At 74.5% G+C, this 15,774-nt stretch carries 10 protein-coding genes and 1 pseudogene; 8 read left to right on the top strand and 3 right to left on the bottom strand.

The features are described 5' to 3' along the window. Window positions 1-125 precede the first annotated feature (125 nt). On the bottom strand, window positions 126-3,203 hold the full coding sequence (locus tag STRBO_RS0108260) for a LuxR family transcriptional regulator (RefSeq protein WP_020114051.1): 3,078 nt from the start codon (window positions 3,201-3,203) through the stop codon (window positions 126-128). 332 nt (window positions 3,204-3,535) lie between these two features. On the opposite strand from STRBO_RS0108260, the gene STRBO_RS0108255 reads away from it, so the two are divergent. The 3 genes from STRBO_RS0108255 (at window position 3,536) to STRBO_RS0108245 (ending at window position 7,140) form a co-directional block, all read left to right on the top strand. After that, a complete protein-coding gene (locus STRBO_RS0108255) occupies window positions 3,536-4,204 on the top strand; it encodes a helix-turn-helix transcriptional regulator (protein ID WP_005480051.1) in 669 nt (222 codons plus the stop codon). A gap of 132 nt (window positions 4,205-4,336) precedes the next feature. Continuing rightward, window positions 4,337-4,993, top strand: coding sequence for a Pvc16 family protein (locus STRBO_RS0108250; protein WP_005480053.1), 657 nt, complete (start codon window positions 4,337-4,339; stop codon window positions 4,991-4,993). Further along, window positions 4,990-7,140, top strand: coding sequence for an ATP-binding protein (locus STRBO_RS0108245; RefSeq protein ID WP_020114049.1), 2,151 nt, complete (start codon window positions 4,990-4,992; stop codon window positions 7,138-7,140). The genes STRBO_RS0108250 and STRBO_RS0108245 overlap by 4 nt, the downstream gene beginning before the upstream one ends. 69 nt (window positions 7,141-7,209) lie before the next feature. Here the strand turns inward: STRBO_RS0108245 and STRBO_RS0108240 are convergent, their stop codons facing one another. After that, window positions 7,210-8,601: an RICIN domain-containing protein gene (locus tag STRBO_RS0108240; protein ID WP_005480055.1), complete on the bottom strand. Its 1,392-nt coding sequence runs from the start codon at window positions 8,599-8,601 to the stop codon at window positions 7,210-7,212. Between the two features lie 95 nt (window positions 8,602-8,696). Then, window positions 8,697-10,160, bottom strand: coding sequence for a hydrolase (locus STRBO_RS0108235; protein ID WP_005480057.1), 1,464 nt, complete (start codon window positions 10,158-10,160; stop codon window positions 8,697-8,699). A gap of 279 nt (window positions 10,161-10,439) precedes the next feature. On the opposite strand from STRBO_RS0108235, the gene STRBO_RS0108230 reads away from it, so the two are divergent. The 5 genes and pseudogenes from STRBO_RS0108230 to STRBO_RS44110 all read left to right on the top strand — a co-directional run. Further along, window positions 10,440-12,017: a phage tail sheath family protein gene (locus tag STRBO_RS0108230; protein WP_005480061.1), complete on the top strand. Its 1,578-nt coding sequence runs from the start codon at window positions 10,440-10,442 to the stop codon at window positions 12,015-12,017. A 93-nt stretch (window positions 12,018-12,110) separates the two neighbouring features. Then, complete coding sequence (locus STRBO_RS0108225) at window positions 12,111-12,554, top strand: phage tail protein (RefSeq protein WP_005480063.1); 444 nt, start codon at window positions 12,111-12,113, stop codon at window positions 12,552-12,554. After that, entirely contained in the window at window positions 12,554-13,108 is a 555-nt protein-coding gene (locus tag STRBO_RS0108220; RefSeq protein WP_005480065.1) for a hypothetical protein, read from the top strand. The genes STRBO_RS0108225 and STRBO_RS0108220 overlap by 1 nt, the downstream gene beginning before the upstream one ends. Next, window positions 13,105-13,263 (top strand): DUF6760 family protein, encoded by a 159-nt coding sequence (locus tag STRBO_RS43690; RefSeq protein ID WP_005480066.1) that lies wholly within the window; start codon window positions 13,105-13,107, stop codon window positions 13,261-13,263. The genes STRBO_RS0108220 and STRBO_RS43690 overlap by 4 nt, the downstream gene beginning before the upstream one ends. Window positions 13,264-15,585: 2,322 nt before the next feature. After that, window positions 15,586-15,774, top strand: a pseudogene (locus tag STRBO_RS44110) (hypothetical protein); the annotation flags it as partial.

The following is a 15,774-nucleotide window of genomic DNA, read 5'->3' as shown; positions in this document are numbered from 1 at the left end:
CGGTGGCGGAGCAGGGTGCGGCCCTGGGCGGCTCCGGGGGGGGGCGAGCAGCTGGGAGGGGGTGTTCTCCCGGTCCGCCCATCGGGTGCCTCCTCGGGCAGTGGGGTCCGAGCCGGACGGCCGGGTCACGTGGTCTCCCCGGTGTGCGCGAGGGCCGCGCCGAGTTCCGCTCTGCGGCGGATGCCGAGCTTGCGGTAGGTGCTGGTCAGATGGGTCTCGACGGTGCGGCGGGCGAGGTGGAGGAGCTGGGCCATCTCCCTGTTCGTGTGCCCCTGCGCGGCGAGTTCGGCGATCCGGCGCTCGGCCGCCGTGAGCGCGGACGGGCCGGTCAGGGCCGTCGCCGCGCGGCGGGCGCCGCCGTCGCGCAGGGCTTCCTCCGCGACGGCGCGCAGGCGGAGCGCGCCGAGGCGTTCGGCGTGTTCGGCCGCCTCCCGGAAGGCGTCGCGGGCCCGCGCCCGGTCCCCGGCGGCGGCGAGCGCCCGTCCCTGCGCCATGAGGGCCGGTATCAGCTCCCTCGTCACCGGTGATCCGCCCGGCGCCCCGGTCCGCCGGCCGTCCGGCGCGTCGTCCGCCGCCCAGCCGCCGGTCGACGGCACCGCGGCGGACCAGCCGCCCACGGCCCGTGCCAGGGCCCCGCCCGGCGCCCAGCCGTGCGCGGCGGTCGCGCTCACGCGTGCTCCGCCCTGCTTCCAGCCGCCCTTGGCGGTCACGGGGCCCCTGGCCGACAGCCGGCCCCCGCCCGCCGAAGCGGCGCTCTCCAGGGCCACGACAGCGGCCCCGACGGCCCCGGCGGCCTCCTCCGTCGCCCCGTCGACCCCCTGCCGCAGTGTCCGTACCGCCCGGTCCCCCAGTTCCAGGCCCCGGCGGCCGCCCGTCGCCGTGCCGAGGACGGACAGGGCCCGGCCGAGGACGCGGGGGGTGTTCCAGACGGTGGCGAGACGGAGTTCGCGTTCGGCGAGGGCGAGGGCCTCCCTGGTGCGGCCGAGGGCGAGGTGGCAGGTGGCGGCCGCGGAGCGCCAGGGGGTGACGACGGGGCTGGCGACGTCCCGGGCGGACTGGCGGCGGCCGCACTCCAGGAAGTCGTCGAGCGCGGCGGCCGGGTCGCCGGTGGCGGCGCGGAGATGGCCGCGGGCGTGGAGGAAGCGGTTCAACTCCCAGGAGTCGTGGGCGTGCCGGACGTCGAAGCCGTCGGCGAGGCGGGCGGCCTCCTCCGTACGGCCGGTCTCCACGAGGGCGACGACCGCGTGGGCCAGCGCGTTGGCGGACGCGGGGCCGCCGGTGAGCGCGCGGGCGACCTCGGGGTCGGCGAGGACCTCCTCGTGGGCGCCCCGGGCGGCGGCGATGTCGATGCGGACGTCGAGGAGGGCCTGGTGCGCGGGGTGGAGCAGGGAGGTGCGCCGGCCGTCGAGGCCGCGCCGGACGAGGCGTTCGGCCTCGTCGAGCTGGTCGGCCCACTGGGCGACGGCGGCGGCGGTGCCCAGCAGGAAGATCTCGGACAGGGGATCGGCCGGCTGGGCGAGCAGGGCCCGCACGCGGTGCATCGCCGAGGCCGCCGAGGTCAGGCCCGCGGTGGCCTCGTAGCGCACGAGAAGGGCCTGTCCGGCGGTGCCGACCTGGTGGGGCGAGCGCTCGGCGGTCTCCCGCAGCCACCGGTACACCTCCTGCCGTACGCCCTGGTCGTGGTCGGAGAGCAGCGCGGAGGCCGTCTGGACGGTGCGGATCAGGTCCGGGTGCCCCGTCAGGTGCTCGTCGCGCAGCCCGCGCAGCACCTCGACGGCGGCCCGGGCCTCACCGCGCCGGGCCAGGGCCGTGCCGAGGGCGACCGCCGCGTGGACGCGTTCCCGGGGCGGTCCGGGCAGGCGCACGGCCTCGGCGAGCCGGGGGATGCCGGCGGTGGACCGTACGGTGGCGTACTCCAGGGAGCCCAGTTCGGTGAGGACCATGGTCCGGCGGGCGGCCGGCATCGGTTCGTCGAGGGCGCGGCGGAGGTGGGCGAGGGCGTCGTCGCTGCGGTCGTCGCGGACGGCCAGGTCGGCGGCGTCGAGCAGGGCGCCGGTCGCCCAGGCCTCGCCGACGGGGCCGGAGCGCAGCAGTTGGCCGGCGACGGCCTCGGCGTGGTCGCCGCGGTGCAGCATCGCCTCGGCCGCCCGGCGGTGCGCGGCCTGCCGGTCGGCGCCGGCCCAGCCGCCGAGCACGGCGTCCCGCAGCAGCGGGTGGGCGTACCGGGGGCGTCCTTCGGGGTCGGGGCGCAGCAGGCCGAGGCGGGTCGTCGCGGTGAGCCAGCCGGGTACGCGGGCGGGGTCGACCCCGGCCGTCCGGGCGAGCAGGTCGGCGTCGGCCGGGACCGGGGTGTCCTCGTCGTCCAGCGCGGCGAGCGCGCGGGCGAGGGTGGTGGTGGCGGGCCCGGCGCTGTCCAGCCACCAGGCCACGGCAGCGGCGTAGGTGCCCGGATAGAGCGCCGCGCAGGTGTCCGGAAGGGCAGCCGGGAGGGCCCCCGGGGTGACGTCGCGGAGGTCTGCCAGCAGGGCGCGCAGCAGCAGGGGGCTGCCCGCACCCGCCCGTAAGCAGGCGTCGACCCAGTCCGGCGGGGCGTCGCCGTGGACCGAACGGACCAGCCGCGCACCGGCGTCCGGGCTCAGCGGGGCCAGGGTGCGGGTGTGCACGAGGGCAGGGGAGAGGGCGTGCGCGAAGCCGTCCGCCGGGGGGTCGAGGTCGTACTGGCTGCGCTCGGTGACCACCAGGAGCACCGGCAGGCGGTCGATGCGGCGGACGGCCTCGACGAGCCAGCGGCGGGACGGGGCGTCGGCGAGGTGGGCGTCGTCCACGGCTACGAGCAGCGGGGACTCGGCCGCGTAGGAGCACAGCAGCCGCCACAGACGTGCGGGCATGCCCCGGTGCGGCTGGGTGCCCGGCGGGTCCGGCGCCTCGCCCGCCGCCTGGTCGAACTCCGGTCCGTGGGCGAGGAGCTGGAAGACGGTGTCGAAGGGTACGGAGCGGTGCTCGGGTGAGCAGCGGGCCCGCAGGACCCGCATGCCGTTCGCCGCCGCCCGGTCGGCCGCGGCCTCCAGGAGCGCGGTGCGGCCGGTGCCGGTGGCGCCCCGGAGCAGGACGAGGCGGCCGGAGCCGGTCCGGGCGCGGGCGGCCTCGGCGGTCAGCAGCTCCAGGGGCTCACGGCGTTCGAGAAGCGGTTCCGGCGCGCACATCGCTGTCTCCTGTCGTGACCGTCGTGGTGGTGGCTGTCGTGACCGTCGTGGTGGTGGCTGTCGTGGACTGTCGTTTTCCGCTTCGGTAGACGGGGCACGGTCCGTCCGGGTGCACCGCTCGCGGAAGGTCGGCGGGAAAGCGCCGTGGCCGGGCCCGGGGTGGATCTCGTGGTGTGTCTCGTGGTCCTCCACGATTGCGCGGCGCACACGCCACACAGAAGGGTGAATCGAGCCCCTCGGCCACTCCCCTCACAGGAGCGGCGATTTCGTGCATACGGGAGAAACGGTTGCGCAGCACATTCCGGACCGCGGACACACCGGCGGCCACGGCCATGGTCACCGGCACGGCCACCGCCATGGCCGAGTCCCAGGAACCGCGGCGCCGTATCCCGGTCGTGGTCCACACCCTCGACCCGCTCTCCCGGGCCGGCGTGCTCAGCCAGCTGCGCGGGCACCCGGTGATCGACCTGAAGGACGACGCCGTGGTACGGCCGGGCACCGTGGCCGTACTGGTCGGGGAGACACCGGACGAGTCGCTGCTGTCCACGCTGCGCCGGATGGTGCGCAGCGAGGGGGCGAGGGCCGTCCTGGTGGTGAGCCTGATCCGCGAGACCGAGCTGCTGGAGGTCATCGAGTGCGGGGTCGGGGCCATCGTGTGGCGCCACGAGGCCACCCCGCACCGGCTGGCGCAGGCCGTGCTCGCGGCCTCGCGCGGGGACGGCGACCTGCCCGCCGATCTGCTCGGGCGGCTGATCAACCAGGTGGGCACGTTGCAGCGTTCCGTGGCCGGCCGCACCGGGGCGCCGCTGTCCGGCCTGGTGCCGCGTGAGATCGACGTCCTCCGGCTCGTCGCCGAGGGGATGGACACCGGTGAGATCGCGAGCAAGCTCTCCTACTCCGAACGCACCGTCAAGAACGTGATGCACGGGCTCACCACCCGGCTGCATCTGCGCAACCGGGCGCACGCGGTGGCCTATGCCCTCCGGGAAGGCTACATCTGATCGAACGGGCAGACGGAACGGGCCCGTTGGGCAGCGCACCGTGCCCCCTCGTCGTCCCCGGCGCGTCTGGAAGGGATGCCTCCGGGCGGACAGGATCGAGGGACAGGCACACGACACAGCAGGAGCACGACCGTGATCCACGAGGTGGACGAGGTCCTCAAGGGACTGATCGGCGGTGGTGCCCTGGCCGGCTCCGGCATCGACGTCGCCTTCGAGGCGCCGACCCGCGACTGGGCGGCCCGGCGCAACGCGCCCGCCGTCAACGCCTATCTGTACGACATCCGTGAGGACGTCTCCCGTCGCCAGCGCGGCCACATGCCGGTCCGTGACAGCCGGGACATCGTCGTGCGGCGCCGGCAGCCGCCCCGCTGGTTCCGGCTGTCGTACCTGGTCACCGCCTGGACGAAGCGGCCCGAGGACGAACACCGGCTGCTCTCGGCGGTGCTGGCCACGCTGCTGCCGCACGAGTTGCTGCCCGCCGAGAGACTCCCGGGGGCGCTCGGGGCGCTGGGCCTGACCGTGCCGCTGTCCGTGGCGGGGCTGCACTCCGAGTCACGGTCCCTCGCGGAGATCTGGTCCGCGCTGGGCGGCGAGCTGAAGCCGTCCCTCGACCTGGTCGTCACCGTCCCGTTCCCGGCCTTCCCCGAGTACGACGCCGGTCCCCCGGTCACCGAGGGCGCGGCGATCCGCGTACGCGGCATGGACGGCTCCCTGGAGGGCTCGGAGGAACGCGCGCACCGGCCGGGCCGGTTGGCGTCCGCGCCGGACACCGGGGAGGGGCGACGTTGAGCACCCACACCGCCCCCGCGACCTCCGGCTCGCCCGGCTCTCCCGGCACCTCCGGCACCTCCGGCACCGACGCGCTCCTCCTCCGGCTCGCCCGACTGCGCGACCGGGTCGCCGAGTTGGTGGCGGAGCGCGGCGCCGGTGATCCGACGGCCGGTGATCCGCTGCGGGGGCTGTACGTGTCCGAGGAGGGCGTACGGCATCTGCTGGAGGGGTCTGCGGGGTCGCATGCCCCCGTGTTCGAGGACGCCGAGCACGGCGAGGGTGCCGAGGACGCCGACGGCGCGGGCGCGGCCCCTGGCGGTCCGCTGGAGCGGCTCGCGGGGCGGCTCGGGCTGACCGAGCTGGACACGCGCATCCTGCTGATCGCCCTGGCCCCCGATCTGGACCGCTCCTACGAGCAGCTGTACGGGTATCTCAACGACGACGTCAGCCGGCGCCGGGCCACCGTCGGACTCGCGCTCGATCTGTGCGGGCTGCCCGTGCAGCTGGCTCGGGCGCGGGCCCGGTTCCTGCCCTCGGCGCCGCTGAGCGCGCTCGGCCTGCTGACCGTCGAGGAACCCGAACGACCCTTCCTCGGACGGGAGTTGAGGGTGCCCGACCGGCTGGTCGCGCATCTGCTCGGCGACGACACGATGGACGCGGCGCTGGCCGGTCACGTGCGTCCGCTCGCGTCGTCGCCGTCGCTCCCGGCGCCGTCCGCGTCCACGTCGGCCTCCATGTCCACGTCGGCCTCCATGTCCGCGTCAGCGTCCGCGTCCGCGGAGGACGGTGGGTTCACCGACCGGCTGGCCGGCCGGCTGGCCGCCGCACCGGTCACCGTGCATCTGCGGGAGCGGCGGGAGGGTGACGGGCTGGCGCGGGCCTCGGCCGCCCTGCGCGCGGCGGGGGTGGAGGCCCTGCACTTCACGCCCCCGGCGGCCGAGGACGAGGCGGCCAAGCTGCTTCCCCCGCTGCTGCGTGAGGCCCGGCTGCGCGGGTGCGCGGTCGTGGTGGCGCCGCTGCCGGAGCACCCGGGGCCGCTGTTCCGGGCGCTGACGACGGCCGACGTGTCCGTGCTGTTCACCGGCCCGCAGCCGTACGACCCGCAGTGGTGCGACCGTGATCCGCTGGTCCTCGACGTGCCCCGGCAGTCCTCGGGTGCCGTGGAGGTCTGGGCGGCGGCGCTCGGTGCCGGTGCGGACGGGCCGGGGTTCGACCTGGCGGCCACGGTCGCCCCGTACCGGCTCGGCGGTGACCGGATCGAGCGGGCGGCCCGCGCGGCCGTGGACCTCGCGGCGTTCGACGGCAGCGAGGTGACCGCCGCCCATCTGCGGCTGGCCGCGCGGCTGCAGTCGGCCTCCGGTCTGGAACGGCACGCCCGCCGGATCCGCCCGGACGTCGGCTGGGACGACCTCGTCCTGCCGGACAAACCCCTCGCCGAGCTGCGGGAACTGGCGTTGCGCGCCCGCCATCGCGACCGGGTCCTCGGCGACTGGCGGCTGAGCGCCGGGGGCGGCCGGGGCCGCGGGGTCCTCGGGCTCTTCGCGGGCGAGTCGGGCACCGGCAAGACACTGTCGGCGGAGGTCGTGGCCGCCGAACTGGGCCTGGACCTCTACGTCGTGCAACTCTCCTCGATCGTCGACAAGTTCGTGGGCGAGACCGAGAAGAACCTCGAACGGATCTTCACCGAGGCGGACCGCACGGACGCCGTGCTGCTGTTCGACGAGGCGGACGCCGTGTTCGGCAAGCGCTCCGAGGTCAAGGACTCCCACGACAAGTACGCCAACATGGAGAGCGCCTATCTCCTCCAGCGCCTGGAGTCCTTCGACGGCATCGCCCTGCTGACCACCAATCTGCGGGCCAACATCGACGAGGCGTTCACGCGGCGGCTGGATCTGGTGGTCGACTTCCCGTTCCCGGACACCGCCCAGCGGCTGGCCCTGTGGCGGCACAGCCTCGCCGCGGTGCCCCGCGCGGACGACACCGATCCGGCGGCGGTCGCCCGCGACTTCGAGCTGGCCGGCGGTTCCATCCGCAGCGCGGTCGTCACCGCCGCCTACGCCGCCGCCGGGCGGGGCGGGGCGGTCACCTCGGCCGACCTGCGGGAGGGCGCCGAGCGCGAGTACCGCAAGGCCGGGCGGCTGGTGCCGGGCGAGGGCAACTGGTAGCGGACGTACGGTGGTTGCCGCCGCCGGGCAGTGCACTCCGGCGGGGGCGCGGCCCCCGCCGGGGCGGGGCTACTTCACGCGCCACTTCTGGTTGGGCGTGCCCGCGCACGTCCACAGCTGGAGCCTGGCGCCGTCGCCGGTGGCGTTGTCCTTCACGTCGACGCACTTGTCGGCCTGCGGGTTGACCAGGTCGCCCTCGGTGCTCAGCACGAACTGCTGGGCGGGGTTGCCGCTGCACCTGGCCAGCTGGATGACGGCGCCGTCGTCCCGCGAGCCCCACGCGACGTCCATGCACATCCCGACGGAGCGGACGGTGCCGTCGCCCCGGAAGTCCCACTTCTGGTTGGCGGTGCCGGCGCACTCCCAGATCCGGAGGGGGGTGCCGTCCTTGCCCTTGCCGTTCTTGGCGTCCATGACGTCGACGCAGCGGTTCGAGCCCCGGCCGATGATGGCGAACCCCTTGGCGGCGGGCTTCTTCGCCGTGGGCTTCGTGTCCGGTTCCTTCTCCGACCCCGACCCGGAACCCCCTGAGCCCGAGCCCGCCCCCGAACCCGGGTTCTCCGGCTGCTCCTCCTGCTGCTCCTGCTTCTCCTCCGGGGGAGCCTCGGGCGTCTCCGACGGGAGCGGCGCCGCCGAGATGCTAGGCGCCGGCGCCATCGCGGACGGGCTGCCGCTCGGCAGGGCCGTCGTACCGGCCTGCCGGAGATCGGTCGCGGCGCTGGTGACCTTGGGCTGGTACGCGAACCACAGCGTCGCGAAAGTGATCGCCAGGGCCACGGCCACCCCGAGGCAGGTGGCGAGCCAGCCCGGCAGGAACCCCCGCTGGACGTAGGTGCCGTCGACGGCGTGCGGGGCGACGCCCGCCCGCTGGACGGCGAGCGCGTACGGTCTCTCCTCCCTGGACCCGAACCAGATGATCTGGCGCGGCTTCAGCGTGGCCTTCACGAACGCGGCGCGGCCGGGCTCGATCTGGACGTTGCTCGGATGGATGTCGTACGACAGCTGGTCGCCGTTGTCACTGCCGCTGACGGCGGCGGTGACCTTGGTGTTGCCGAGGTTGTCGATGGCCAGCCTCGGCCGCCCCCGGAAGCGTCCCTTCACGGTCGGCGGGACGAGTTCCGCCCGCATCTCGGTGAACGGCGTGATCGTCAGGTTCCCCTCGGGGACGGTCGTCGCCTCGGGGTGCTGGGTCGGGGTGATCCGTACCGCGTACGGGTTCGGGCCGGCCGTCGCGTCGGGGGTGCGGGGCGGGGCGAACGTCAGCTCCACCGTGCCCGTCGTCCCCGGATAGAGCCGCAGCGTCTGGGGCTCCACCCTGGTCCAGGGCGCGATGTCACCCACCGGCTCGAAGCGGTACTCGTCGACGACGTCACCGGTGTTGCGCAGACGCAGCCGCACCGTCGTACTGCTCCCGGGGTCCACTGTCGCGGAGGCGGGTTCGAGGGAAGTCCACAGGCTCACGTCAGGACGCTACGCGGCGGACGGCGTCCGGTCAGGAGCCGTCGGGGCAGGCCCGGCTGCCCCGACGGCCACCGGATCCCGCCCGGGCGGCCTTGTCACACGGTGAACTTGACCGCTTCGAGCCAGATGCCGTTGTCGAGGGTGCCGCCGAAGATGTAGTGCTCACCCTCGCCGGGTTTGTCGCAGGCCAGGTTCTGCCAGCCGCGGTCCTTCTGGTGGACCGACTGACAGACCCCCCGGCCGCCGTTGTCGACGTTGATGGTGAAGCCCAGCATGTCCGGGGCGCCCGCCTTGGAGCTGCCGAAGTAGTTGTCGAAGCCGTCCTTCGCGTTCGACCAGGGCTTCCCGTTGTAGTGGCCCTGACCGTTGGTGGAGTCGGGGTTGTGGACGAACGCGGCGCTGGCCGTGCCGTTGACACCGGACACCGCGATGTTGAGGGCCTTGAGCGACCGGCCCTGGCCCACCGTGCCGGCCGTGTCACCGTCGCACTCCGGGGCCGTCCAGCCCTTGCCGGTCACGAAGGCGCGGTAGCAGATGTGCCGGCCGCCCGGGTCCGCCGCGGCCAGCCGCCGTACGGCGGTCGCCGCCGTGGGCGCGCGCTTCTTCTTCTTCTCCTCGCCGCCACCGCCGGACCCGCCGCCGCTGCCGTCGCCGCTCCCGCCCGTCGTGTCACCGGCCGCCTCCGTCTCCGTCACCTGCGGGGGTGGCGAGGAGGCGGGCGGGGCGGAGGGCGTGGGCGGCGGAGGGGCCGGCGCGGATGCCGAGGGGCTGGGCGCCAGCGTGCTGACCCCGGTCTTCTGCAGCTCGGTGGCGGCGCTGACGACCCTCGGCCGGTAGGCGAGCCAGAGGGTCACGAAGGTGATCGCGAGGGCCAGGCAGATCGCGAGACAGGTGGCGAGCCAGCCGGGCAGGAAACTCCGCTGTACATAGGTGCCCTCGACGTCGAGCGGCGTGACCCCCGACCGCTTCACCGCGAGGGTGTACGGCCGCTCCTCCTTCGACCCGAACCAGGTGATCTGGCGCGGCTTCAGCGTGGCCTTCACGAACGCGGCGCGGCCGGGCTCGATCTGCACGTTGCTCGGATGGATGTCGTACGACAGCTGGTCGCCGTTGTCACTGCCGCTGACCGACGCGGTGACCTTGGTGTTGCCCACATTGTCGATGGCCAGCTTCGGCCGCCCCCGAAAACGTCCCTTCACGGTGGGCGGGACGAGTTCCGTCCGCACCTCCGTGAACGGGGTGATCGTCAGGTTCCCCTCGGGAACCGTCGTCGCCTCCGGATGCTCGGTCGGCGTGATCCGCACCGCGTAGGCGTTCGGGCCGGCCACCGCGTCCGGGGTGCGGGGCGGGGCGAACGTCAGATCCACCGACCCCGTCGTCCCCGGGTACAGCCGCAGCGTCTGCGGCTCCACGGTCGTCCACGGCGCGATGTCACCCACCGGCTCGAAACGGTATTCGTCCACGACGTCACCGGTGTTGCGCAGACGCAACCGCACCGTCGTACTGCTCCCGGGGTCCACAGTCGCGGAGGCGGGTTCGAGGGAAGTCCACAGGCTCACGTCAGGACGCTACCGGGAGCGCGGGAGCCGGGTCAGGAGGAGAAGGTGCACGGTCGCGGTGCCCGAAAGGGCAGCGCGCGCGGGCTCGGGGGCGCTCACGGGGGCGCTGCCGCCGGGCCGGCGCCGGGGGGTGGCCCGGGTGTGTCCGCGCCGATCGGCCCGACTGCCCCTCGGGGCAACGGACATGCCCCCGATCAGGTCCCCGAGGACGTTTCGACGGACGCGCTTCGCGCGTGAGGGTGAGAGGCGACCTGTCTCGTACCCCAAGGAGAGCAGAGCATGCCGTCCTACCTGTCGCCGGGCGTCTACGTCGAGGAGGTGGCCAGCGGCTCGCGTCCCATCGAGGGTGTGGGCACCTCGGTGGCCGCCTTCGTCGGCCTGGCCCCGACCGGACCGCTGAACGAGCCGACCCTGGTGACCAACTGGTCCCAGTACGTCGCGGCCTTCGGCGAGTTCACCGACGGCTACTACCTCGCGCACTCGGTGTACGGGTTCTTCAACAACGGCGGCAGCGCCGCGTACGTCGTCCGGGTCGGCGGCACCGACCAGGGCGGCGCGTCCGCGGGCGGTCCGGCCGCGGTGACGGGTACCGCCGCGCCGGCCGCGCTGCCGCCGGGCGAGCCGAAGCAGCTGGGCACCTTCAGTGTGACCGCCATCGCGGGCGGTTCGCTGAGCGTCGAGGTCGCCGACCCCGAGGGCGAGGGCCCGGCCGAGCGGTTCCGGCTGATCGTCAAGGACGGTGACAAGCCGGTCGAGACCTTCGACGTGACCGCCAAGAAGGGCGGCCGCAACTACGTCGTCACGCAGGTCAAGGAGCGCTCCAAGCTCATCACGGTCCAGGAGACGGCACCGGCCGCGCAGCTCGCGCGCCCCGACAACCAGACCGTGGCACTGGCGGCCCCCGCCGCGCCCGCGCCCGTCACGCCGGTCGCGGCGGACGACGGCCACCCCGGCCCGGCCCAGTACCTCGGCGACTCCGCCGACCGCACCGGCTTCGGCGGGCTGGAGGCCGTGGACGAGATCTCCATGGTCGCCGTGCCCGACCTGATGGCCGCCTACCAGCGCGGCGCGATCGACCTGGAGGCCGTCAAGGCGGTCCAGCTCGGTCTGATCGCCCACTGTGAGCTGATGGGCGACCGGGTCGCCGTCATCGACCCGCCGCCCGGCCTCAACGCCCGGCAGATCCGGGTCTGGCGCCAGGAGACCGCCGGGTACGACTCCAAGTACGCGGCGCTCTACTACCCCTGGATCAAGGTCTTCGACCCGGCCAGCGGCCAGTCCCGCGTCATCCCGCCGAGCGGTCACGTCGCCGGCGTCTGGGCCCGCAACGACTTCGAGCGCGGTGTCCACAAGGCGCCCGCCAACGAGGTCGTACGCGGTGCGGTGGATCTCGAACTCCAGATCACCCGCGGCGAGCAGGACCTGCTCAACCCCATCGGCGTCAACTGCATCCGTGCCTTCCCCGGCCGCGGCATCCGCGTCTGGGGCGCCCGCACCATGTCGTCCGACCCGGCCTGGCGCTACCTCAACATCCGCCGGTACTTCAACTACCTGGAGGAGTCGATCCTGATCGGCACCCAGTGGGTGGTGTTCGAGCCGAACGACCACGCCCTGTGGGCCCGGATCCGGCGCAACGTCTCCGCGTTCCTGGTCAACGAGTGGCGCAGCGGCGCCCTCTTCGGCCAGCGGCCCGAGGACGCGTACTACGTCAAGTGCGACGAGGAGACCAATCCGCCGGAGTCGGTCGACCTCGGCCGGGTCATCTGCGAGATCGGCATCGCGCCGGTCAAGCCCGCCGAGTTCGTGATCTTCCGGCTGGCACAGTTCTCCAGCGGCAGCGGGGAGCTGGAGGAGTAGGCCCTCGCCGGCCCGCGCCCACCAGCGTTCGCGTACCGAGCCAGTTCTCCAGCCCCACCCCCCTGCCCGACCCCCTAGAAGGACACAGAACAGATGAGTCTCGCGCCGGGTGACGCCCTTACCTCACACAATTTCGGCCTGCAGATCGACGGGGTGATGGTCGAGTACCTCGCGGAGGTCAGCGGCCTCACCCTCGAACAGGACGTCATCACGTACCAGCAGAACTCCGCGCAGGGCCGGCCCGAGGTCAACCTGCTGCCGGGTGTGCAGAAGAACGGTCAGTGCACCGTGGTCCGCGGTATGACCCAGTCGGCCGCGTTCAACACGTGGATCAACGACTCCATCAACGGCCAGATGAGCTCGGCGCGCAAGAACGCGTCGATCATCATGATGGATTACCAGAACAATCCGGTGAAGCGCTACAACATGCGCAACGCCTGGTGCAGCAAGATCGACGCCAGCACCCTGAAGGCCGGCGAGGCGTCCGCGCTCACCGAGACGGTGACCATCGTCTTCGAAGAACTGGTCATCGAGTAATGCGGCGCACGGCTGGCAGGGCCGGCGCGGGCGCGGGCTCGATCGTGGACGTCCCCGGTGCGGGTCCGGGTGCGGTGGGTGCGGTGGCGGGGGCCGGGGACGAGGCGGCTTCGGTCGCGTCCCCCTTTCCCACCACCGCCGTGCCTCCCGCCGCCGCCCCGGCGGTCGCGCCGGTGGCGCAGCGGCTGCGGACGGAGTTCCCGTTCGAGCTGCCGCGCGGGTACGTCGACGAGGCGGGCAACGTCCACCGGGAGGGCGTGATGCGTCTCGCCACCGCCCGGGACGAGCTGATCCCGCTGCGGGATGTACGCGTCCAGGAGAACCCGGCGTATCTGTCGGTCGTGCTGCTCGGCCGGGTCATCACCCGGCTGGGCAACCTCCCGATGGTCCACGACGGGATCGTGGAGAACATGTTCGCGTCCGACCTCGCGTTCCTCCAGGACTTCTACCGGCAGGTCAACGCGGAGGGCCACACCCGCGCGGCCGTGGAGTGCCCCCACTGCTCCGAGCCGTTCGAGGTCGAACTCGGCGGGAGCCGCCTGGGGGAATCGTGACGTACGCGACCGACCGGCTGCACGAGGAGATCGCGTACGTCGCCTACCACTTCCACTGGGGCTTCGAGGAGATCCTCGACCTCGAACACCACGACCGCCGCCGCTACACCGAACAGATCGCGTCCCTCGTGACACGGGGCGGGTCGGAGGGCTGACACGTGGGGTTCTTGGATCGGCTACGGGGTGTCGCGGGCGCGGCGGGGGCGGCAGGACGTGGGGTCGGTGCGGTCGGTGCCGTCGGTTCGGTGACGTCCGCGGCCGGGGGTGCGGGCTCGGAGTCGGGTTCGCCGTCGCCTTCGGGTTCGGATTCGCGCGCGGGTTCGGGCGCGGGCACGAGTTCGGAGGGGAGTCCGGCTCCGGCCGCCGGTGCGGGCGGTGGCTCGGCCGCGGGGCGGGGCTGGGAGGGGCTCGCTCCGATCCAGCGTGCCCTCGGAGGGCGGGCCGCTGTCGCGGACGCCGGGTTCAGCGGGCGGTTGAGCACCTGGCAGAACCCTTCCTTCACCGGGACCCTGTCCCACGCCGTCCTGCCCGGAGCGCCGGGCGGGCTGGTCAAGGACGTCCTCACCACTTCGGCCGCACCGGTGGCCGGCCTCGAACTGCCCGTACGCACCCTCCCGGTGGCGCTCGACGAGCCCGCGCCCCAGCCCGACGCGCCCGGCGACGTACGGCCGGTGCAGCGCGCGCCGTACCAGGTCACGCCGTCCCGGCCGGCCGGCCCCCGGGTGACTCCCGTACCGCCCCACACCACCCGCCGGGCCCCCTTGACCAAGGTTCCCACCGCCTCACCGGCCGTCCAGCGCCGCGTGCTGCCGACGGTACGGCCGCAGGCTGCCGGGGACATGGGGGGCGGGGCCACGGGGGGTGGCTCAACAGCGCCTACGGCAGCGGGCCTTGTGTCGTCCGGGCCGGTGGTACCGAGCGGGACGCCGGGCGACGCTCCGAGTGGGCCCGCGGCGCCGAGCAGTGCCCCGGGCCGATCCACCGGTGGGCCGACGGCAACGGGCGGCACCACGGGCGGCCACGCGGCCATCACCGACGGCGCGACGTCCGGGCCCACGGTCGGTAGTGCCGCCTCGTCCGGGCACGCGGTGGTCGCTGGGGCGCCGTCCGGCCGCCCGGTCGTCGGTGCCGAGCCGTCCGGCCGCCCCGCCGTCCATGCGGCGGCCCCGTCCGGCCACAAGAGCCCTGGTGCTGCCTCGTCCGGGCCCAGGGCCGCCTCCGGCGATGTCTCGTTGCAACGGTCGGTGCCGGGCGACGCCGCACCGAGGGGTACGACGTCGAGGCGTGCGGCGTCGGGGCCCGGCGCGTCGGGGTCGGCGCCCTCGGGGCCGGGGGCCTCGGGGCCGGGGGCCTCGGGGCCGGGGGCCTCGGGGCCGGGGGCCTCGGGTGTGGGTCAGGGCGACGCCTCCGGTGCCCCTCTGGCGGCAACGGTCCGGCCGGCGGCGGCAGTCGGCAGCGACACCCCCGTGGGCAGCATCGACGACACGTCCAGCGGCTCCGCCGACACGGCGCCCGACGTCGGTCGCGCGGGGCTCGACATCCAGCGTGCGGCGACCCATGCGTCCTCTGCGACCCCCGCGACCCCCGCATCGCCTGCATCGCCTGTGACCCCTGCGTCCCCTGCGGGCCGTACGGCGGTGGGCTCCCCCCAGGGTTCCCCCGCGTCCTCCGGATCGCCCCGGGTCACGGGACGTTCCGAGGTCACCGCCCAGCCGAGGGCGACCGACTCGGGCAGCGCTGGCACGAACCCGCCACACACCCCCATCTCCCCGGGACGCATCGAAGACACCGTTCAGCGGGCGACGGCCCACCCGGGCCGCACAGCAGCGAACCCCAGCCCCACGCCGACCAACCCCCAGGGCCTCCCCGCCACCCCTGGACAGTCCGAGGCCACCGTCCGGCAGACGACGACCGACTCGGGCAGCGCGAGCACGAGCCCGCAACGCCCCCACTCCGCCCCCGGACACACCCAAGGCGCCGTCCAGCGGGCGACAGCCCACCCGGGGCGCACGCCGGCAAACCCCAGCCCCACGCCAACCAACCCCCAGGGCCCCCCGCCCACCCCCGGACACGCCGAGGCCACCGTCCGGCCGACGGCGACCCACCCCGGCCGTACGGCAGCGCACTCCGGCAGTAGCGCAACCCCGGCGCCAGCGATCGGCGCGGGCACCCCCGCCGCACCTGGACGCACCGAAGGCACCGAAGGCACCGTCCAGCGGGCGGCGGCCCACCCGGGCCGTACGGCGGCGGACACCCGCAGCACGGCCCCTGCCACGCCGACAACCCGCTCAGCCGGTACGGGCACCAGCCCGCACGGCGCCTCTGCCGCCCCCGGACCCACCACCGCCGACACCGTCCAGCGCGCGGCGACGGCGTCCAGCGGTACGCCCGCCCACCCCGGCGTGACCGCCACCCCACCGGCCGCCCCGCACGCGAGCACGAGCACTGCCCCTGCTCCCGGCCATGCCCGACAGCCCGTGGCAGGACGCGGCCACACCCCGGCCGAGGCATCCGGCACGGGCGGCGCCACGCCGAGCACAGCCCGTACCTCCCCCTCCGGCACGACCGCCACCACCGGCTCCCGCAGGGCGGCGGGCGGTTCCGGCCGTCCCACCTCGACCGCCCCCGCCTTCGGAGCCGTAGACGTCCAGCGGGCGACGACCGGC

Origin of the sequence: Streptomyces bottropensis ATCC 25435, assembly GCF_000383595.1 — a bacterium.
Classification (GTDB): Bacteria; Actinomycetota; Actinomycetes; order Streptomycetales; family Streptomycetaceae; genus Streptomyces; species Streptomyces bottropensis.
The sequence above is the reverse complement of the archived record's forward strand: the minus strand, read 5'-3'. Positions and strand labels throughout refer to the sequence as shown.